The 20,172-nt window shown below is 63.5% G+C and carries 13 protein-coding genes; 8 read left to right on the top strand and 5 right to left on the bottom strand.

Translation table 11 applies throughout. The features are described from left to right. The first annotated feature begins 34 nt into the window (after window positions 1-34). Together QMK33_RS21645 and QMK33_RS21650 are read left to right on the top strand one after the other, a co-directional pair. A complete protein-coding gene (locus tag QMK33_RS21645) occupies window positions 35-3,148 on the top strand; it encodes an efflux RND transporter permease subunit (RefSeq protein WP_283566713.1) in 3,114 nt (1,037 codons plus the stop codon). A gap of 137 nt (window positions 3,149-3,285) precedes the next feature. Continuing rightward, a complete protein-coding gene (locus tag QMK33_RS21650) occupies window positions 3,286-4,632 on the top strand; it encodes a TolC family protein (protein ID WP_283566714.1) in 1,347 nt (448 codons plus the stop codon). Between the two features lie 118 nt (window positions 4,633-4,750). Here the strand turns inward: QMK33_RS21650 and QMK33_RS21655 are convergent, their stop codons facing one another. Further along, complete coding sequence (locus QMK33_RS21655) at window positions 4,751-5,788, bottom strand: SDR family NAD(P)-dependent oxidoreductase (RefSeq protein WP_283566715.1); 1,038 nt, start codon at window positions 5,786-5,788, stop codon at window positions 4,751-4,753. A gap of 231 nt (window positions 5,789-6,019) precedes the next feature. Between QMK33_RS21655 and QMK33_RS21660 the strand changes: the two genes are divergently transcribed. Further along, window positions 6,020-7,267 (top strand): tetratricopeptide repeat protein, encoded by a 1,248-nt coding sequence (locus QMK33_RS21660; protein ID WP_283566716.1) that lies wholly within the window; start codon window positions 6,020-6,022, stop codon window positions 7,265-7,267. 7 nt (window positions 7,268-7,274) lie between these two features. On the opposite strand, the gene QMK33_RS21665 is transcribed toward QMK33_RS21660, so the two are convergent. Next, the gene (locus QMK33_RS21665) at window positions 7,275-7,988 is read right to left on the bottom strand and encodes a dienelactone hydrolase family protein (protein WP_283566717.1); all 714 of its coding nucleotides are present in this window, start codon (window positions 7,986-7,988) and stop codon (window positions 7,275-7,277) included. Between the two features lie 168 nt (window positions 7,989-8,156). On the opposite strand from QMK33_RS21665, the gene QMK33_RS21670 reads away from it, so the two are divergent. The 3 genes from QMK33_RS21670 (at window position 8,157) to QMK33_RS21680 (ending at window position 11,373) form a co-directional block, all read left to right on the top strand. Beyond that, window positions 8,157-8,441, top strand: a complete 285-nt coding sequence (locus QMK33_RS21670) for a hypothetical protein (RefSeq protein WP_283566718.1) — start codon at window positions 8,157-8,159, stop codon at window positions 8,439-8,441. A gap of 56 nt (window positions 8,442-8,497) precedes the next feature. Then, window positions 8,498-8,629 (top strand): hypothetical protein, encoded by a 132-nt coding sequence (locus tag QMK33_RS21675; RefSeq protein WP_283566719.1) that lies wholly within the window; start codon window positions 8,498-8,500, stop codon window positions 8,627-8,629. A 212-nt stretch (window positions 8,630-8,841) separates the two neighbouring features. Next, window positions 8,842-11,373: a TonB-dependent receptor gene (locus QMK33_RS21680; RefSeq protein ID WP_283566720.1), complete on the top strand. Its 2,532-nt coding sequence runs from the start codon at window positions 8,842-8,844 to the stop codon at window positions 11,371-11,373. Between the two features lie 105 nt (window positions 11,374-11,478). On the opposite strand, the gene QMK33_RS21685 is transcribed toward QMK33_RS21680, so the two are convergent. Beyond that, window positions 11,479-12,258 carry a sulfite exporter TauE/SafE family protein gene (locus tag QMK33_RS21685; RefSeq protein ID WP_283566721.1) on the bottom strand — a complete coding sequence of 260 codons (780 nt, stop codon included), beginning with the start codon at window positions 12,256-12,258 and terminating at the stop codon, window positions 11,479-11,481. Window positions 12,259-12,399: 141 nt separating this feature from the next. Here QMK33_RS21685 and QMK33_RS21690 point away from each other — a divergent pair, with 141 nt between their 5' ends. Then, the gene (locus tag QMK33_RS21690) at window positions 12,400-13,824 is read left to right on the top strand and encodes a PQQ-dependent sugar dehydrogenase (RefSeq protein WP_283566722.1); all 1,425 of its coding nucleotides are present in this window, start codon (window positions 12,400-12,402) and stop codon (window positions 13,822-13,824) included. Window positions 13,825-14,022: 198 nt separating this feature from the next. On the opposite strand, the gene QMK33_RS21695 is transcribed toward QMK33_RS21690, so the two are convergent. Further along, a complete protein-coding gene (locus QMK33_RS21695; protein ID WP_283566723.1) occupies window positions 14,023-15,525 on the bottom strand; it encodes an SMI1/KNR4 family protein in 1,503 nt (500 codons plus the stop codon). Between the two features lie 242 nt (window positions 15,526-15,767). Further along, window positions 15,768-18,452, bottom strand: coding sequence for a replicative DNA helicase (gene dnaB, locus QMK33_RS21700; protein ID WP_502867089.1), 2,685 nt, complete (start codon window positions 18,450-18,452; stop codon window positions 15,768-15,770). A gap of 304 nt (window positions 18,453-18,756) precedes the next feature. Between dnaB and QMK33_RS21705 the strand changes: the two genes are divergently transcribed. After that, window positions 18,757-20,121, top strand: coding sequence for a UDP-N-acetylmuramate--L-alanine ligase (locus QMK33_RS21705; protein ID WP_283566724.1), 1,365 nt, complete (start codon window positions 18,757-18,759; stop codon window positions 20,119-20,121). The last annotated feature ends 51 nt before the right edge of the window (window positions 20,122-20,172 follow it).

A 20,172-nucleotide genomic window follows, 5' to 3' on the forward strand; every position in this document is an offset into this window, starting at 1 on the left:
TGACGACCTTTTTGCGCGGTATTCCCACTAAAGAATGAACATCTCCGAACTATCCCTGAAACGCCCGGTGCTGGCCACGGTTTTCAACCTGCTGCTGCTGCTGTTTGGCGGGGTGGGCTTCTCGTTTCTGGCCCTGCGCGACTACCCGGCCATCGACCCGCCCATTATCAGCGTAAGCACCTCGTACACAGGGGCGAATGCCGACGTGATTGAGAACCAGATAACGGAGCCGCTGGAAAAGCAGATAAACGGCATTCCGGGCATCAAGTCCATCACCAGCAGCTCGTCGCTGGGCTCCAGCAATATCACGGTCGAGTTCAACCTGGGGGTCGATTTGGAGGCCGCCGCCTCCGACGTGCGCGACAAGGTGGGCCAGGGCGTGCGCTCGCTGCCGCAGGATATCGACGCCCCGCCGGTGGTGGCCAAGTCGGACGCCAACTCCGATTTTATCCTCATCCTGGCCGTGCAGAGCCGCACCAGAAGCCTGCTGGAGCTCAGCGACTTTGCCGAAAACAACCTGCAACAGCGCTTCCAGACCATTGATGGGGTGTCGGCCATCAACATCTTTGGGCAGCAGCGCTACGCCATGCGCCTGTGGCTCGACCCGGCCAAGATGGACGCCTACCAGGTGTCGTTTACCAACGTGCAGCAGGCCCTCAACGCCGAAAACGTGGAGGTGCCGGCCGGCAAAATCTACGGTGGCAACACCGAGCTGACCATCCGCACCATGGCCCGCTTCTCGACGGAAACGCAGTTTCGCAGCCTCATTCTGCGCGAGGACAAGAGCGGTATCGTGCGCCTCGGCGACGTAGCGCGCATTGTGCTGGGCCCCGAAAGCTACGAGCAGAGCTGGAAGCTGAACGGAGCCTACGCCGTGGGCATGGCCATCATCCCGCAGCCGGGCGCCAACTACGTCAAGATTGCCGAAGAATTCAACAAGCGCCTGGCCGAGGTGCAGAAGGAGAACAAAGCTGACATTCAGATGAAGGTGATTGTGGACAACACCAAGATTGTGCGCAACTCGATTGAGGAAGTGGAGGAAACGCTGCTCATCTCGTTTGGGCTGGTGGTGCTGGTTATCTTCTTCTTTTTCCGCAACTGGCTCACGGCCCTGCGCCCGCTCATCGACATTCCGATTTCGCTGATTGCCACGTTTTTCATCATGTACCTGGCGGGCTTCACCATCAACATCCTCACGCTGCTGGGCATTGTGCTGGCCACCGGCCTGGTAGTGGACGATGGTATTGTGGTGACGGAGAACATCTTCCGCAAGCTCGAAGAGGGCATGAACATCAAGGACGCGGCGCGCGAGGGCAGCAAGGAGATTTTCTTCGCCGTCATCGCCACCTCGCTCACGCTGGCGGTGGTGTTTTTGCCGGTGATATTTCTGGAAGGCTTCACGGGGCGCCTGTTCCGCGAGTTTGGGGTGGTGGTGGCCGGCGCGGTGCTGATTTCGGCCTTCGTGTCGCTCACCATTACGCCGGTGCTCAACGTGGTGCTGCACCGCGAAAACAAGGGCGGCGGCAGCGGCCACGGCAAGCTGTACGACCGCACGGAGCCTTTTTTTAAGGGCATGGAAAGCGGGTACGGCCGCATCGTGGGCAAGTTTTTGCGGGTGCGCTCGCTGGCCTGGGTGGTGGTAGCAGCCTGCGCGGGCATTATCTTCTTCATTGGCAAGGGCTTACCTACCGAGCTGGCCCCGCTCGAAGACCGCAGCAGCGTGCGCCTGGTGCTGACCGGGCCGGAGGGCACGAGCTTCGGGGCGATGGAGAAAATCAGCGGCCAAGTGGCGGCTTTCGTGAACGACTCGGTGCCCGAAAACGACTTCGTGTTTGCCCGCACGCCCGCCGGCGGCAGCTCCAACACGGCGCAGGTGCGCGCCGGCCTCGTGCCGCCCGACCAGCGCCAGCGCACCCAGGAGCAGATAGCCAAGTACCTGACCCGCAACACGAAACGCTTCAACGACGCCCGCATTTTTGTGGTGCAGGAGCAAACCATCGCCGTGGGCTCGGGCTCGAAGAGCAGCGTGCCGGTGCAGTTTGTGCTGCAAACCACCGACCTTGAACGCATTCGCGAGGCGCTGCCCAAGTTCCTGGCCGCCGCCCAGCAAGACCCCACCTTTCAGAGCGTGGACGCCAACCTCAAGTTCAACAAGCCCGAGGTGCAGCTGACCTTCGACCGCCTGAAAATCAGGGACTTGGGCCTGACCACGCAGGACGTGGCGGCGGCCGTGCAGGGTGCCTTCGGGGGCCGGCGCATGGCCTACTTCCTGCGCGATGGCCGCCAGTACCAGGTAATCGGGCAGGTGGACCGCGACGCCCGCAGCGCGCCCAACGACATCAGCCGCCTCTACGTCACCAACAGCCGGGGCGAGAGCATTCCGCTCTCGGCGGTGGTGCACCAGGTCGAGAACTCCAACCCGGCCACGCTCTACCACTTCAACCGCTTTAAGGCGGCCACCGTGTCGGCGCAGCTGGCCGAGGGCAAAACCGTGGGCGACGGCGTGCGCGCCATGCAGGCCATCGCCGATAAAGTGCTGGACCCCGACGTGTTTCAAACCGCCCTCACCGGCTCGTCGCGCGACTTTGCCGAGAGCGCGGGCAACACCACGTTTGCCTTCATCCTGGCCCTGGTGCTGATTTATTTGCTGCTGGCCGCGCAGTTCGAGAGCTTCCGCGACCCGCTCATCATCCTGCTTACGGTGCCGCTGGCGCTGGCGGGCGCGCTGCTCAGTTTGTGGGCTTTTGGCCAGACTATCAACATCTTCTCGCAAATCGGGATGATTATGCTCATTGGCCTCGTCACCAAAAACGGTATCCTCATCGTGGAGTTTGCCAACCACCAGCGCGATGCCGGCCTGCCCCTGCGCGAGGCCGTGCGGCTGGCCGCCCAGCAGCGCCTGCGCCCCATTTTGATGACTTCGCTGGCCACCGCGCTGGGTGCCTTGCCCATCGCCCTGAGCCTGGGCGCGGCCAGCACCAGCCGCAAGCCGCTGGGCACCGTTATTGTGGGCGGCATCCTGTTCTCGCTGGTCCTCACGCTGTTAGTTATTCCGGCCATCTACACGTTTATCGCCAAAGAGCCCAAGCCGGTAGCGGCGGCGGGCGAAGCCGTGGCGACGCACGAGCCGGCGGAGGTGGTGGCGTGACGGGCAACCTTTGTTAAAAAGAACGTTATGCTGAGCTTGTCGAAGCATCGCTACCACGCCGCTGGGTTCACTAATCGAACGGCGTGGTAGCGATGCTTCGACAAGCTCAGCATGACAAACGATTGTTTTTGCCTATCATGAAGTTATTGTCCCTCAGCATTTTGCTGTCTACGCTAGCCTTTACCACCCTGGCCCAAACGGCGCCGGCCACTACGCCGCGCTCGCCCGAGGGCCCGGCCCCCGGCCCGGTGCTGACGCTACACGACGCCCTCACCACGGCGCTCAAAAACAGCCTCGACATCCAAATCGGCCAGACCAACGTGGAGGTGCAGGAACTGCAAAACAACGCGGGCTTTGCGGGCGCGCTGCCCCGCGTGGCCCTCAACGCCAGCAACAACGCGGTAGTTAACAACACGCGGCAGCAGTTTAACACCGGCGACCCGCGCGCCGCTACCGGGGCCCGCTCGACGCAGTACAACGTGGGGCTGGCTGGCACTTACCTGCTCTACAACGGCGGCCGGGTGGTGGCCACCCGCAAGCGGCTGGATGAGCTGGCCCAAATCAGCCAGCTCCAGCTCAACTCGACGGTGCAAAACGTGCTGGCCGACGTGAGCCTGAAGTACTACGCCGTGGTGCAGCAGCAGCGCTACATCCGCACCCTGGAGGCCTCGGTGGAGGTATCGCGCCAGAAGCTGCGCCTCATCGAGGCGCGCCAGGCCGTGGGCCTGGCCAACAATGCCGATAAGTTTCAGGCTCAACTCGACCTCAACGCCCAGCTGCTCACCCAGCAGCAGCAGGTGCTGGCCGCCCAGCAGGCCACCGCCGACCTGCTGCGCGCCCTCACCCTCGACCTCACGCAGGCCGTGGCCGTGGAAGACACCATTCCGGTGGACCGCTCCCTCAGCTGGGCCCAGCTGCAAGGCGCGCTCGACAAAAACCCCGACCTGCTGGCCGCCGAGCGCCAAGTACGTGTGAATGAGCTACTTGTGCGCGAAACCCGGGCCAACCGCTACCCCTCGCTGGGCGTGAACGCGGGCACCAACTTTGCGCGCAGTCAGAACGCGGTGGGCAACACGCTCTTCAACCAGAGCTACGGGCCCTACGCGGGCCTGGGCCTGTCGCTGCCCATCTACACGGGCGGCGTCAACAAGAAGCTAGTCGATATTGCCCGCCTCAACACCCGCACCACCGAGCTGCAACGCAACGCCTTGCAGCGCGACTACCGCCTCAACGCCCTCAAGGCCTGGGAGTCGTACGAGAAACAGCTCAGCCTCATCACCACCGCCGAGCAGAACTATGGCACCGCCCGCCAGCTCCTCAAGCTGGTGCAGCTACGCCTCGACGCTGGCCTCTCCACGCTGGTCGATGTGCGCATTGCCCAGCAGAGCTTCGAGGACGCCGGCTACCGGCTCGTGAATTACCGCTACGCCGCCAAGTCGGCCGAAATCACGTTGCGGCAGCTGGCGGCGCTGCTCACGCCGTAATGCAGTAGCCCGAAGTTTCCACTGCGTGCGCGAGTAACGCGAGCATCCGGAACCGGGTAAACCCCGATGTCGGATGCTCGCGTTGCTCACGCACGCAGTGGAAACTTCGCGCTACTCGCTAATTCTCGTTGTTGCGCGCCGCCTCGTCGCGGTTAAGCTTAGTGAGAAACGACTTGGTGATGGCCGTTTCGCTTTCGTAGCCTTTGCGGCGCTCGTTGGCGGCTTCGCTTTCGCCGGCGGCGGGCAGGGCGCGGTTTACCCAGGCCAGCGCATCGGTAGTGATGCCGGGCATCAAGCCGTGGAAGCCCGCCAGCAGCTTGGCCGGCAAGGACAAAATCAGCTCGCCGTCGCCGCGGCGGGTGGCGTTCCAGATGCGGCGGGCGGCCTGCTCGGCGCTCATGGTGAAGCCCGGCAGCGCATCGGCCACGCTAAACCAGGCGTACTCTTTTTCGTGGTTGCCCTTCACATCAGCGTTTTGGGCGCTGCCGGTGCGCAGCAGGCCGGGGCACACGGTGGTCACGTAAATGCCGTGCTGATTGAGCTCGGCGCGGAAGCCCTCCGAGAGGCCCACCAGCGCAAACTTGCTGGCGCTGTACGCCGTGAGGTGCGGAATGGCCACCTTGCCGCCCAGCGACGAAATGTTGATGATGCGCCCCTCGCCGCGCCGCCGCATGCTCGGCAGCACCGCCTGCATGGCGTGAAACGGGGCCCAGAAGTGCGTGTTCATGGCGTCCTCAAAGTCGCGGGTGTCCATGTTTTCCAGGGGCCCGCCGATGATGATGCCGGCGTTGTTGATGAGCACATCCACGGCGCCCAGCCGGCTTTCGACCTCGGTTATGAGGCTGCGCACTTCGGCGGCATCGGTGAGGTCGCGGGCTAGGGCCAGCACGGTGGTTTCGGGGCCGCCGTAGCGCAGCAGGTCCTGGCGGGCGCGGGCCAGCTCCTGCTCATCGCGGGCGCAAATGGCCACGCGGGCCCCTTCGAGCACCGCCTGCCGGGCCAGCACGAGGCCCAGGCCGCGCGAGCCGCCGGTGATAAGCACGGTGCGCCCCGTGAGCTCATACGAGCCCCGGCGGTTGCGCCAAACGGTGGTTGCCAGGGCGGCCGCGCCCAGGCCAGCGGCCCAAAGCCAGGAAGAACGGTGGGAAGACTTCATAGCAGGGTGTATGTATTTGGGGCCGAAAGGTTGCGTTGGCCAGCGGAGCGTGTGGGTTAGGGAAGTAGCGTGGACGCTTGGAGTCCGCGCGCAGGAACGTTGAGCAACAACCGGCGTAGCGGCGGCCACGACGGCGAAGGAGTACGTGAGTCTGCGCGGAGCAGCATCCCGCAACGGCCCCACGTGCGGACTCACGCGCGGACTCACAAAGTCCACGCTACCTTCACTTTTATGGTTTCTAATCTCCTGCCCGTTGGTGGTTTTATGCTGGGGCTGGGGCTGCTGGTGCTGCTGTGCCGCATCTGGCTGGTGGCCCTGCACGAGCTGGGCCACGCCCTGGCGGCGCTGGTGCTGCAAGCGGGCCGCGTTACCGTGTACCTGGGTTCGCACGGCCAGGCGGCCGGCGGGGGGCGGCTGCAAGTGGGGCGGTTTCGGCTGTATTTCAGCTATAATCCGCTGCGCTTGGCCCTTACTGGGGGGCTGTGCCGGGCGCAAGGCACTATGATGGTAGCCGGCCAAACCTGGCGCGGCCTGCTGTTTACACTCGCGGGGCCGCTGCTACCGCTGCTGGTAGCCGGTATTTTCATAGTGCTGGCCTTCAGCTTCTTCCCAGAAATTGCCAACGTTGTCAAGGCCATTCCGGTGCTGTTTTTTGGCGTGGCGCTGGGCAGCGCGGTCCTCAACCTGTGGCCGCGGCACCAGCCCATCAGGCTCGCCAATGGGCGCCTCACGCACACCGACGGCACCCAAACCCGCCGCCTGCTGCAGCACGGCCGCGTGCTGCGCGGGGCCCGGGAGGCCGATGCCCACTTCGCGGCGGGCCGCTACGCCGATAGCGCCCGCCTCGACGAGCTGCTCCTGGGCCAGCTGGGGCCCAGCGCGGCTCTGTACCGGCGGCTCGGGCAGGCGCATCTGCTCCTGCACAGCTACGCGCCGGCCCTCACGGTGAGCCGCCAGTTTCAGCAGGTGCTGCCCACCGAGTTTGGCGACGACGACCTGTTTACGCAGGGGCTACTGCTTTCGCGCCTCGGCCAGAATGGGCCTGCCATCGACGTTTACACGCTGCTCATTGAGCAGGCCACGCCCTATGCCAATGCCTACAACAACCGCGGCTATACTTATAACTTGCTGAGCAAATACGAGTTGGCTATTAACGATTTCAACGAGGCCATCGCGGCCGGCGCGAGCGTAGCCTATGCTTACAACAACCGGGGCCTATCCTGGCTCAAATTGGGCCAGGAGGCCCGGGGTTTCGGCGACATCGCCCACGGCCTCGCCCTCGACCCCACCAACGCCTACGGCTACCGCAACCTGGGCATTTATCACCTCGGCCGGGGCGAGTATGCGGTGGCGCTGGGTTTTCTGGAGCAGGCCCACCAGCTCGACCCCCATACCCACCTGCTGGCCGACTACCTACACCAAACCCGCCAGCACCTGGAGACAAGCTCCAGGGCTGGCGGGCCCGTAACTCACTCCTAACCAGCGCTTACGCGCCCAGCTTCTCCTGGAAGAAGGCCATCGTCAGGGCCCAGGCCTCGGCGGCGGCGTCCTGGTTGTAGCTGGGGCGCTCGTCGCAGTTGAAGCCGTGGTCGGCGTAGGAGATAACCGTGTTGATGTAGGGCTTGCCGGCCGCCTCCACGGCGTCAATCACTTGCGTGATTTGCTCTTTGCTGATGTGCTCGTCCAGCCCGCCCCAGAAGAAGAGGTGCGGCGCGTGCAGGTCTTTGGCCATAGCCGTGCGCGTGTGGGTGCCGCCGCCGTAGTACGACACGGCCGCCGCCAGCGGCAGCGTGGCATTGGCGATGAAGGCCACCTGGCCACCCAGGCAAAAGCCGATGGTGCCGATTTTGTCCTTCTGCACGTTGTCCTGGCTTTGCAGCCAGTCGTAGGCCGCCCGCAAGTCCTGGGTCAGGCCCTCGGGCGTGATGGCCTGGTAGTGCGGCATGGCCAGCGTGGCAAACTCGCTGTACGGTATTTCGAGGCCTGGCTCGGCGGTGCGGTGAAACAGCTCGGGGGCTACCACCACGTAGCCGGCGGCGGCCAGGCGGTCGGCCACGTGGCGGATGTGGCCGTTCACGCCAAAGGCTTCCTGGCACAGGATGATGCCGGGCGCGGCGGTTTTGGTTTGGGGCTGGGCTACGTAGGCGTGGGCCTGGGTGCCGTCGGCAACGGTTAGCACCAGCGAATTGGGAGTGGACATGGAAAGAGGAAAGTGATTTGGAGCGGGGAACAAGGCGACGGAGGCCGATGTTTTGCGCTGTGCTGCAACGGGTTTTTCAGCCGGTTTCTTGGCAGCTGAGAATCCAGTCGGAATCAACTTAACAGCGGTTTATCATTAACTACTTACTAGTTAAGTAATTACAAAATAATGCGTATTCCGGTCCGATGGCGAAGTGGGCCGGCGGCGGTGCGCACCTACCGCGCGCAGTTTCGGCCCTCGCCCGAGCTGGCCGCGCCCGAGGCCAGCGTGGCGCTGCTTGCGCTGTGCGCCGACACCGAGGAGCGGGCCGATGCCCTGACCAAGGCCCTGTATTTGCAGCTGCTGCGCTTCGGCCAGGGCCTGCGCGGCCCCTTCCCCAGCGCCGCCAAAATGGCTACGTGTTCAGCCCCGAGGAGCAGGCCCGCCTGGCCTACCACAAGGGCCGCGTGGTGAGCGGCACGCCCGCGCAGCTACGGCCCCACCTGCTGCGCATTGCCGCCGCTTAGGAGGTGGAGGAGCTGCTGCTCACCAGCATCACCGCCGATTTTCAGGACCGCCTGCGCTCGTACGAGCTGCTGGCCGAGGCGTTTGAGCTAGCGCCTGCTGGCCCCGCCGTGGCTGAGGAAGTACTGATGGATTAGCCACCGGCCAGGCTATTTGTTTTTATTCTAAATAAAAAAAGCTCTTGCTCAGGAGCTGTTTTTATTATGCATCTTATTATCTATCAGTTGCTTACTTTCTTATCCTTTGCTTATTGAAGTCGGGTTGAGTAGGGCTGGGTCTTTTTATTATTTGGAACGATTCTAAACCCAGTGCGACATTTGCACTCAGTTGAACGATTCTAAATAAGAGCATGCGTAACCTTTCCGCCCTTCTCCTCCTCACGAGCGTTGCGCTGCCCGCGCTTGGCCAGGCACCGGCCTCAACTGAGCCCGCTGCCACCAGCCGCCACCAGCGCGGGGGCACCATTCGGGGGGTTATCCGCACCAGCGATGGCCGGCCGGCCGCTTTTGTGAGCGTCGGCATTCCGAAGTCGGGCCGAGGCGCGAATACGGCCGAAGACGGCTCGTTCGTCATTACGGGCGTGGAGCCGGGCACCCACGAGCTGCAAGTGTCGTACGTGGGCTTGCAGCCGCAGCGCCAGACGGTGACGGTGGCGGCCGGCCAGACCAGCAACGCTGATTTTGCGCTGCGCGAAAGCTCGGCCCAACTCAGCGAAGTGGTGGTAACGGGCGGCACGGCCGTTATCAACCGGCCGGCGTCGGCTAGCAAGGCCGACCTGGCGCCCCTCGACCAGCCCCAGAGCATTGGCGTGGTCACGAGCACCGTCATTGCCGACCAGCAGATAAACCGCCTTGGCGATGCGCTGCGCAACGTGAGCGGCGTGTCATTGACGCAGCAGCGCGGCGGCGTGGCCGAAACGTTTTCGGCGCGGGGCTCCAGCATCGGGGTGGCGGGCTCGGGCGGCAGCATCTTCAAAAACGGCCTGCTCACCAATACCCAGGGCTTTCCGGATGCCAGCACCCTGGAGTCGGTGGAGGTGCTGAAGGGCGCGGCGGCGCTGCTCTACGGCAACGTATCGGGCGGCCTCCTTATCAACACCATAACCAAGAAGCCGCGCTACAGCTGGGGCGGCTCGGTGGAGATGCGGGCGGGCAGCAACAGCTTCTACAAGCCAATTGTGGACCTCTACGGGCCGCTCACCAAAAACCTGGCGTTTCGGGTGGTGGGCACCTACGAAAATGCTAAGAGCTACCGCGACGTGGTGACCTCGAAGCGCTTTTACGTGAACCCTTCGCTGCTATACAAGTTTGGTGAAAACACCGACCTGCTGGTGCAGGGCGACTACCTGCGCTCCGACATTACGCCCGATGCCGGGGTGGGCATCCTCAACCAGAACGTGGATGCGCGCCTGCCGGACGGCATTTCGCGCGGCAACTTCATCAACGCGAAGTGGGCGTATAACGTGACCGACCAGGCCAGCGCCTCAGCCGTGCTCAACCACCGCTTCTCGGACCAGTGGCGCGTGAATGCCGTTGCCGGCATCACGGATACCCGGGTGCACGGCCTCGGGGTGGCCTTACCCAACGGCAACATTGCCCCCACCGGCGACTGGACGCGCGCGCTGAGCGGCGTGCAAACCGCGGAGCGTGACTACAATGGCCAGCTGAACCTGAACGGTAAGTTTGCAACCGGCCCCCTCACCCACCAGCTGCTGGTGGGCGTCGATGCCCTGCGCATCGTTACTAACAACGCCTCGGGCTATGCTTATAAGGATTTGGATGGCCGAGCGCTCACGGTGTACGATAAAATCAACATTACCGACCGCGCCAAGTACGCGGAGCGCACCGATGCGGCCACTTACAACGTGACCGGCTACACCATGGCGCCCTCGTACCGCTTCGGCGGCTACGTGCAGGACCTGGTTACCGTGCTGCCCATGCTGAAGGTGCTGGGTGGCGTGCGCTACTCGTACCAGAACGTGCTGCAAACCACGCTCAACAATACCCTCACCGGCGTGCAAACCGCCGGCCCCGCGGCCGATAAGTCGGACCGGGCGTGGTCGCCCAAGGGCGCGCTGATTTTCCAGCCCCTGCCCACGGTTTCGTTCTACACCAGCTACGCCAACAACTTCATTACCAACGCCGGCCTGGTCGATGCCCGCTTGCAGCCGCTGCGGCCTTCGTACGTGAACCAGTACGAGGCGGGCGTGAAAACGGAGCTGTTTGGCAGCCGCCTGTTTGCCAACGCCGCCGTGTACCGCTACCGCAACAGCAACCTGGCCCAGGCTATTTTCACCCTGGCCAACGGCACCGCCACCACCCAAACCAATGTGCGCGAGCTGAGCGGCGAAACCACCAGCGACGGCGTGGACCTCGACGTGAGCGGCAGCCTCTCGAAGGACTTCTACTTCAACGTGGGCTACGCCCATAACTTCGCCCGCTTCACCCACACTACGGGCGTAGTCGGCACCCAGCTTGAGGGCGAGCGCCTCACCAACAACCCGGCCCACACGGCCAACGGCTCCATTTTTTACACCTTCAGCCAGCCCGGCCTGCGGGGCATCAAGGTGGGGGCGTCGGCCTTCTACACCGGCCAGCGCCTGGGCGGCAACAACAACGCCGTACTCGACCCCATCACCTTGCAGCCCACCCTGGCCAGCGGCGCGGCCAACCCCCGGTACGTACCTTATTTCAGCCGCACCATCGCGCTCGGCGGCTACACCACCGTCGACCTGTCGGTGGGCTACGCCTACGGCCACTTCTCCGTTCTGGCCAAGGTTTCCAACCTCGGCAACACGCTCAGCTACCTGGTGCACGACCGGTACAGCATCAACCCCATCGCCCCGCGCCAGTTTATGACCACGGTTGCCTACCGGTTTTAGGGCGCGTTGAATAAGCAAAAAGCCTCCCGCTGCCAGTGCACAGCGGGAGGCTTTTTTGGTAGTCGTTCAGGCGCGCCGCCTGCGCCGTAAGTACTTCATTACAAATTACTTGCCCAACACCTCCCACCCGAGCTTCAGAATAAACGCGCTCACCACCCCCAGAAACAACACCCGCACGAAGCCCGTGCCGCGGCGCAGCGCCAGCCGCGCCCCCAGCGACGAGCCCAGCACGTTGCACACCGCCATGGGCAGGGCAATTTTATACAGCACCTGCCCGGTCGAGATGAAGTAGGCCAGCCCGGCAATATTGGTGGCAATATTGACGACTTTGGCCGAGGCCGAGGCCGCCAGGAAGTCGTAGCCAAACAGCCCCACGAACGCAAATAGCAGCAAGCTGCCCGTGCCCGGCCCAAAAAAACCGTCGTAAAACCCGATACTGACCCCCAGCGCCACGCCCGTCCACAGCTCGCGGCTACCGGCCAGGCGCGGGGCGTGCAGGCTGCCGAAGTCCTTGCGCCACGCGGTGTAGGCGGCCATCAGTACCAGCAGGGCCAGCACCAGCGGCTTCACCAGCTCCTTGTTGAGACCGCTTACGGCGCGGGCGCCCAGCAGCGCGAAGCAGCCCGCCACTACCGCCGCCACGGCCACCGTGCGCCAGCGAATAGGCACGCCATTGAGCCCTTTCAGGTAGCGCTGGGCGCTGGCCAGCGTGCCGGCCAGGCTGGCTATTTTGCCGGTGCCCAGCGCCGTGGGCACCGGCACCTCGGGCAGCAGTAGCAGCAGGGCGGGTAATTGAATGAGGCCGCCGCCGCCCACCATGCCATCAATGAACCCCGCCAAAAAAGCAAAAAAACACAGTAGCGGCAACACGGCAATAGGTGGCATAGTACGGGCAAAAATACGCCGTTGCCCCCCGGAGCCACGGCCTTCACTAAAAATCCATCGTATGCTTGACGTGTTGGGTAGTATCTTGATAATCAGGCACCCCGCCGATAGCACCCTTCCCCTATTCAATTTCCTTTTAGCATGAAGCACTGCGCTACTTTCGTACTGGCCGGGCTGGCTTGCCTGGCGGCGGGCGCGGCCCGGGCCCAAGTGGCCCCGGTGCTGGGCACCTACCAGGTGGGCACTACTACCGTCACGGCCTCGGCCCTCGCCACGGGCCTGCACGTGCCGTGGGAGCTGGTGTGGGGGCCCGATAATTTCATCTGGATGAGCGAGCGCAACGGCCGCCTCAGCCGCGTGAACCCCACTACCGGGCAGGTGCTCCCACTGCTGACTATCAGCGAGGTAACCGAAACCGGCGAGAGCGGCCTGCTTGGCCTGGCCCTGCACCCCGACCTGCTCACCACCGCGCCCTACGTGTACGTGGTGTATAACTACACCAGCGGCGGCGCGCTCCAGGAGAAGCTGGTGCGCCTCACGTATTCGGCCAGCGCGGGCACGCTGGGCAGCCCGCTCGTGCTGCTCGATAACATTACGGCGGTACCCACGCACAACGGCTCGCGGCTGCTCATCCTGCCCGACCGCACCCTGCTGATGACCACCGGCGACGCCCAAAACCAGCCCGAAGCCCAGCGCACCACCTCGCTCAACGGCAAGATTCTGCGCCTCAACCTGGCCGATGGCACCGCCGCCGCCGACAACCCCACGGCCGGCAGCCGCCTCTACACCTTTGGCCACCGCAACCCGCAGGGCCTGGTGCGCCCCCCCTCGGGCAAAATCTACAGCTCCGAGCATGGCCCCAGCAACGACGACGAAATCAACCTCATTGAGCCCGGCCGCAACTACGGCTGGCCCGCCGTGGAGGGCTTCTGCAACCTGCCCGCCGAGCAGGCCTTTTGCACCGCCAACAACGTGCGCGAGCCGCTGGCGGCCTACACGCCCCCGCTGGCCGTGGCCGGCCTCACCTACTACAACCACCCCGCCGTGCCCGGCTGGGCTAACTCGCTGCTGCTCACTAGCCTGCGGGCCGGCACCTTCCGGCAGTTGCAGCTCAGCGCCGACGGCAACCAGGTAACCAGCCAGACCGACCTGTGGGCCGGTACCTACGGCCGCCTGCGCAGCGTGTGCGTGTCGCCCCAGGGCCGCGTGTACATCGGCACCAGCAACCAGGACGGCCGCGGCGCGCCCGCCGCCACCGACGACCGCATTATCGTGCTCGAAAACCGCGCCTACGTGCTGGCCGCCGCCCGCCCCAGCGCCGCCCCGGCCTTCACCGTCGCCCCCAACCCGGCCACCACCCACGCCACCCTGCGCCGCGCCGCCCCCGGCCCCGCCGCCGCCGTGCGCGTGCTCGACGCCCTGGGCCGCCCGGTGCGCCAGGCCGCCTTCAGCGCCGGCCAGGCCGAATTGGAGCTGTCAATCAGCGGCTTAGCCAGCGGCGTGTACGTGGTGGAGCTGGCCGCGCCGGCCGCGCCGCCCAGCCGCACGCGGCTGGTGGTGCAGTAGGTACGCGCTCCTTCTTGTCCTATTAAGAACGTCATGCTGAGCTGGCCGAAGCATCTCTACCACGCCGTGAGGATTAGCAACCTAGCGGCGTGGTAGAGATGCTTCGGCCAGCTCAGCATGACAACGATTCAGTTATTCAGCGAACCGGCCCCTGCCCGCAAAGGCATCTTTCTCAAAGGGCAGACCCAACGCTACTAGCTACTGCTCGGCGCGTTGCTTTTTCGTGTATGACATCCACAATTCTCTCTGCGAATCGGTTAGCCCGCCGGAGATGCTGCCGAAGCGGAAGCCTTTATCGGGCGCTACGGCCAGGATGCCTTCCAGAAAATCACCGTTCCCGCTAAAGCTCAGGCCGTTGGGCAGCTCGGGCGCGGCCGAAAAATCGGTGATGGGGCAGCCTTCCAGCCAGACGGACATCAACTTGGGAAAGGCCAGCAGTGCCCGCAGGTCGGAGAAGCTGGTGCCGCTGACATCGAGGACTTCCAGGCGGGGCAACGGGCCCAGTACCGCCAGGGGCGGCCACTCGGCGGGGCGCGGCTGCCACGGTGGGTTACGGCTAAAAAAATCCTCCAGTACGGCATCCGTCAGGACACCGTAGGGCAGCTCTACTGGCACCGGAATCAGGCCAGGCTGCTGGCGGCTATTTTCCAGCTTCAGCTCTTGCAGCTGATGCAGGGAAGCCAGGGGCCGCAGGTCGGGCACAACTATCAGCTCCAGCTCCAGCTTTTTGAGCTTGGGCAGGGCAGCCAGAAACGCCAGGCTTTCCACAGCGGCATCGACCAGGCTCAGCGTGCGCAGGGTGGTGAGGCGGGCCAGGGGAGTGAGGTCGGGCAGCACGCCGGCCAGCGTCAGGAAAGCCACTTTGGTTTGGGCTACCAGCGCCAGGTGCGCCGGCGTGAGCGGATGGGCGTACAGGTCGAGCGTACGCACCGCCGGAAAAAGCAGGATGTTGGCCAGGTCGGGCAGCATGTCGTTGTCGTTCACGAGCAGCGTGCGCACCCGGTGCAGCTGGGCGTTGGTGAAGCTATCGTTGTCCTGCGCAATTTTCTCCCGCCACAGGGGCGAGAGGGTCGCCAGCTGGTCCTCGGTAGTGGTCAGCGGGGCCGGCGAGCGCCAGCGGTGGCTGAGGTCTTTCCAAAAAGTCTCGTACTGCCCGGCGGTGCACGCAAATTCCAGGTAATTTTCCTCCTCCTGCTGGGTTACCCGGCCGGCAACCAGCTCCGCCAGAATCAGCTCCAGAAAAACCTTCAGGCTGGGGGCCACGCTGTAGATAGTGGTGGGGTCATCCCGAAAAATGAGGATGAGCTGCCCCGGCGTGCCACCCGGCGCCGGGTCATAGTCGAGGTACATAGTGGTGCCCCCGTAGTCATCCGCCAGCGGAATGCGGCGGCTGGAATGGGACTGGGGCCGCACCTGGTCGGGGTTGTCGGGGCTGGCGTGCCAGCCATCAGCGTCGGCCTGCAAGCGCGATTCGGCCCGGCCCAGCGGCATGAAAAACCAGCCCATAGCCAGGCCCAGGCTATCGCCAGCAAACCGCTCATATAGCGCATAATACTCCGGAGGCAGCTTGGTGCCGATGCGCGCCTCAAAGGGCTGGAGGTACTCGGCTAGCTGCGTGGGGTCGTAGCCTTCTTCCAGGCCATCGGCGTAGGCGGGCACTATTTTTTGTACGTTTTCCAGCAAATCATCCAGCAGGCGCATAGTAGTTGAGGAAGTGATGCAGGCGCAAAGTTACTGAGTTGATAATATCGGCCTGGCGCACAATTCAACTAATTAATTTTCAATTGTTTATAAAATATTTTTCTGATTATTGCGCTGTATTCAGCTGTCTACAAACCCCCGTGGTCATCAAAAAAGCCTCCCGCCGCCGGGTGGCAGGGGGAGGCTTTTCTAGTAGGTGAAGCACGTTAGCAAGGGATAATGAGGCAGCCCACCAGCGCGACCTAAAACGGCGGCTCCTCGCCAAAGCTGTTGCCCTTGGGGAAGGGCACCGCCGCGGGCGGCGCGTCGTTCATGCGGCTGCCTAGGCGAATGGTATTCGGCGCAAAGCCGCCGCCTGGCGCGGGCCCGCCGGAGGGCTCCGCGTCGAAGTTGCTGGTCGGAAACGAGTTGGGCGAGTAAGAGGCTGCCGCGTCGCCGAAGCCACCATCGTTCGCCCCGTCGAAGCCGTCGAGGTCGGCAAACTTGGTGAAGCGGCCGATAAACTTGAGCTGCACCGTTTCGAGCGAGCCGTTCCGGTGCTTGGCAATGATGACCTCGCCCATGCCCTGAGTCGGGTTGCCCATTTCGTCTTCGGTAATCTTGTAGTACTCAGGCCGATACAGGAAAATAACCATGTCGGCATCCTGCTCAATGGAGCCCGATTCGCGCAGGTCACTGAGTTGTGGCTTCTTGTCGCCGCCGCGGGTTTCAACCGAGCGCGAGAGCTGCGAGAGGGCAATAACCGGGATGTTGAGCTCCTTGGCAATGCCCTTGAGCGCCCGCGAGATGCTGGCAATTTCCTGCTCGCGGTTGCCGCCCGGCCGCCCGGCCTCGCCCCCACTCATCAGCTGCAAGTAATCGACGATAACCAGCTGAATATCATGCTGCGCCTTGAGGCGGCGGCACTTAGCCCGCAGCTCCCGAATACTGAGCGCGGGCGTGTCATCAATAAAAATGGGGGCCGACGAGAGCGCCGCAATCTTGTGGTTGAGCTGCGCCCACTCGTAGTCGGCGAGGTTGCCCTTCTTAATTTTTTCCGAATCCAGCTCCGCCTCGGCCGAAATCAGGCGATTGACGAGCTGAAGCGACGACATTTCGAGCGAGAAAATGGCGACTGCCTTCTTGAAATCGACGGCCGCGTTGCGCATGGCCGACACCACGAAGGCCGTGTTGTGCGTCACGGTGCAGTCGGCCAGCAGGAAGAGGTGGTTGCCGTCAATCTCGAAGCCGTAGTAGTCGTCCTCCTTGTCGAATTCCACCAAAATGCCGGTCATGCGCCAATCCACGGGCGAGGCCCAGGCCTTGGCTTTTTTGCGCGCCACGCGCACCGGCACCCGGTTGATGTCGCCGTAAATGCGCACGCGCCACACCTCGCTTTCGTAGCCGATGCTGCTGATGGCCGCCCGCTTTTTGATGAGCGAGGTGCGGAAGCCCAGCGAGTCGCACAAAAACTTAATCTGGTGGGCTAACTCCTTGTTTTTCTGAGTTATCTCGTAGCCGTTGCTCACCGGGTCGAGGTGGCCATCTGAGTCAATAAGGCCGGCCAGCAGGCGCAACCGGTTCTCGGTTGAGTTGAGGAGATAAGCCTGCGGAATGTGCTTGTTATGGAGCACGCCCAGCTGGCGCAGCTCATCCTGCACCGAATACTCGGCTATGTTGCCGCCCTGCCAGCCGCGCGTGATACCGTAGCTATTGCAGCGGTCGGCCACCACGCCGGTGGTTACCTGCATGCCCAACTCGTCGGCATATTCATGCAGGTAGTCAATGCTTTCGGCGTCCTGGCCCGTGATACGGCAGTTGCCACTGGCGCCATCACCTAGCCACACGCCCAGGAAGTAGGGGTCGAGCGGCACGGCTTTTTCGGCCAGCTCCACGGCCACTTTGTAGCCTTTGTAGTTCGACTGAAACTTGGGGCCTTTCGTCAGCCAGTCGCGCACTTCAATGTTGAGCACATCGCCGTGGCGGTGCGGCCCCTCGTTGCGGCTGCGCTTGAGCGAGAGGATATGGCTCTCGTTCACGCGGTAGTCATCGCCTTTATTCTGGCGCACCCAGTACATGTTTTCGCGGCCGCGAGCCAAGCTCAGCACCCGGCGCGGCGTCGAGTCGTCGCCCATCAGCAGGTCGCCTTCGCGCACGTCTTCCACGCGGCGCAGCGTGCCATCGAACATGACGATGCGCGTGCCCAAAGCCAGACATTTGCCCATGCCGGGGCGCGCCGCAATAATCACCAGGTCAGAGGGTTGCCAGCCGCTGGTAACGCGGTCGAGGGCCGAGAAGCCGGTGGGCACGCCGGTGAGGCCGTCCTTCTGGTGCTTCTTCTCTTCAAGCTCCTTAATGGCCTTCACCATCAGGTCCTGCATCGAATCGACGCCCTTGCGCATGTTGTCTTCCGACACCTGGAACACGTTCTTCTCCGTTGCGTCGAGCAGCTCAAACGCGTCGGTGGTGTCTTCGTAGGCGTCGCGCAAAATGTCGTGGGCCGTGCTGATGAGCTCGCGCTTCACGGCCGCTTCCAGAATTTTGCGGGCGTGCGACTCGATGTGGGCCGCCGAGTTGATGTGCATGGTGAGGCCGGCCACGTAGCCCACGCCGCCGGCCAGCTCCAGCTCGCCCAACTCGCGCAGCTGCTGCACCACGGTGAGCTGGTCGATGGGCTCCTGCTTGTCAAACAACGTGCTGATGGCCTTGTAGATGCGCTGGTGCTTATCGGCGTAAAAGCTGTGTACCTTCAGGATATCCACTACCGTGGTGAGCGCATCCTTCTCCAGCATGAGGGCGCCCAGCACGGCGGCTTCCATTTCGAGGCGTTGGGGGGGCAGCTTGCCAGTGGGCGACATGGGCAACTGCCGGGCGCCGCGCCCCCCCTGAAAAGTGGCCGCAGCGCGGGCGGCTGATTGCTTGACGCGGTCGTCCGAGCGGTCGTTCATGAGGGAAGGGGTAAGCAAGGGCAAAAGACGGGTAATAGTGCGAAAGCTGGCCAGCCGCAAAGCGGCCGGGCCAGGAAGGGCCTGAACTAACAAAGCTAACTTAAAAGTGCCCGAAAAGAAAGCCGGCGGCGACCAGCACCCTGGGCCCGCAAGCCAGGCCCGACCGGGGGCGGGGCCGTACTTTCGCGCCCTGCAACCGGCTGGCAGCACGTGGCTTAGCCACCGGTTTTTGGGTGGGGCACGGCGGATAGCCCACGCGCTGGACCGGCCAATTTTAGACAATAAATAATTAATAGTTAGGACCTTGGAAGCTATTCACCTCATCGCCGTTGGCGGCAGTATCATGCACAACCTGGCGCTGGCCCTGCACCAGCGCGGGGCCCGGGTTACGGGCTCCGACGACGAGATTTTTGAGCCGGCCCGCACCCGGCTGGCCGCCGCCGGCATTTTGCCCGCTGCCGAAGGCTGGTTTGCCGACAAGGTGCACGCCGGGCTTTCGGCCGTGATTGTGGGCATGCACGCCCGCCCCGATAACCCCGAGCTGCTGCGCGCCCAGGAGCTGGGCCTGAAGGTGTATTCGTTTCCGGAGTATATCTACGAGGCCAGCAAGGACAAGCAGCGGGTCGTGATTGGCGGCTCGCATGGCAAAACGAGCATTACGGCGCTCATTTTGCACGTGCTGCGGTTTCACGGGCGCAAGTTTGACTACGCGGTGGGCGCGCAGCTGGCGGGCTTCGACCTGATGGTGCAGCTCACGGACGATGCGCCGATTATCATTATTGAGGGTGATGAGTACCTGTCGTCTCCCATCGACCGGCGGCCCAAGTTTCACCTCTACCAGCACCACATCGGCGTGATTTCGGGCATCAGCTGGGACCACATCAACGTGTTTCCGACGGAGGAAATCTACCGCGAGCAGTTCGAGATTTTTGCCCGCCAAACGCCCAAGGCCGGCGTGCTCATCTACGACCGCGACGACGAGCAGACCCAGCTCGTGGCCGTGCCCAGCAACCCCGACGTAACCTACGTGGGCTACGGCCCGCACGAAAACGTAATCCGCGACGGCCGCACGTTTTTGATTACTAAGAAGGACGAGGAGGTGCCCATTCAGGTGTTTGGCGAGCACAACCTGCGCAATATTTCGGCGGCTAAGGAAGTGTGCAAGCAGCTGGGTATCAAGGGCAAGGACTTTTACAAAGCTGTGGCCACCTTCAAGGGCGCAGCGCGCCGGTTGGAGCTGGTGCAGGAAGGCGCTACCTCGGTGGTGTACAAGGACTTTGCCCACGCGCCCAGCAAGCTGCGCGCCACGGCCACGGCCTTCAAGCGGCAGTTTCCGCAGCGCCGGCTGGTGGCTTGCCTAGAGCTGCACACGTTCAGCTCGCTCAACCCGGATTTTTTGCCGCAGTACGCGCACTGCTTCGATGCGCCCGACGTAGCGGTGGTATATTTCAACCCCCACGTGCTGGCGCACAAGCGCTTGCCCCCGCTGGCCCCCGAGGCCGTGGCCGCCGCGTTTGCCCGGCCCGACCTGAAAGTATTTACCGACAGCCGGGCGCTGGCCGACTTCCTGCACGCGCAGCAGTGGGCTAGCACCAACCTGCTGCTCATGACCTCGGGCACGTTTGATGGCCTGGATTTGAACCAGTTGGCGGCCGAAGTCACGGGCTGACCTTGCTCCCTCGCGCGCCCATGAGCGGCCGGCCCAAGTCCCTAAAAAAAC

This window comes from Hymenobacter sp. H14-R3, from assembly GCF_030063445.1.
GTDB lineage: Bacteria > Bacteroidota > Bacteroidia > Cytophagales > Hymenobacteraceae > Hymenobacter.

Coding starts and splice junctions, on each gene's coding strand:
- QMK33_RS21670 (WP_283566718.1), top strand. CDS start 8,157: ATGCGTATTCCGGTCCGATGGCGAAGTGGGCCGGCGGCGGTGCGCACC.
- dnaB (WP_502867089.1), bottom strand. CDS start 18,452: ATGAACGACCGCTCGGACGACCGCGTCAAGCAATCAGCCGCCCGCGCT.
- QMK33_RS21645 (WP_283566713.1), top strand. CDS start 35: ATGAACATCTCCGAACTATCCCTGAAACGCCCGGTGCTGGCCACGGTT.
- QMK33_RS21695 (WP_283566723.1), bottom strand. CDS start 15,525: ATGCGCCTGCTGGATGATTTGCTGGAAAACGTACAAAAAATAGTGCCC.
- QMK33_RS21690 (WP_283566722.1), top strand. CDS start 12,400: ATGAAGCACTGCGCTACTTTCGTACTGGCCGGGCTGGCTTGCCTGGCG.
- QMK33_RS21665 (WP_283566717.1), bottom strand. CDS start 7,988: ATGTCCACTCCCAATTCGCTGGTGCTAACCGTTGCCGACGGCACCCAG.
- QMK33_RS21680 (WP_283566720.1), top strand. CDS start 8,842: ATGCGTAACCTTTCCGCCCTTCTCCTCCTCACGAGCGTTGCGCTGCCC.
- QMK33_RS21685 (WP_283566721.1), bottom strand. CDS start 12,258: ATGCCACCTATTGCCGTGTTGCCGCTACTGTGTTTTTTTGCTTTTTTG.
- QMK33_RS21655 (WP_283566715.1), bottom strand. CDS start 5,788: ATGAAGTCTTCCCACCGTTCTTCCTGGCTTTGGGCCGCTGGCCTGGGC.
- QMK33_RS21650 (WP_283566714.1), top strand. CDS start 3,286: ATGAAGTTATTGTCCCTCAGCATTTTGCTGTCTACGCTAGCCTTTACC.
- QMK33_RS21660 (WP_283566716.1), top strand. CDS start 6,020: ATGGTTTCTAATCTCCTGCCCGTTGGTGGTTTTATGCTGGGGCTGGGG.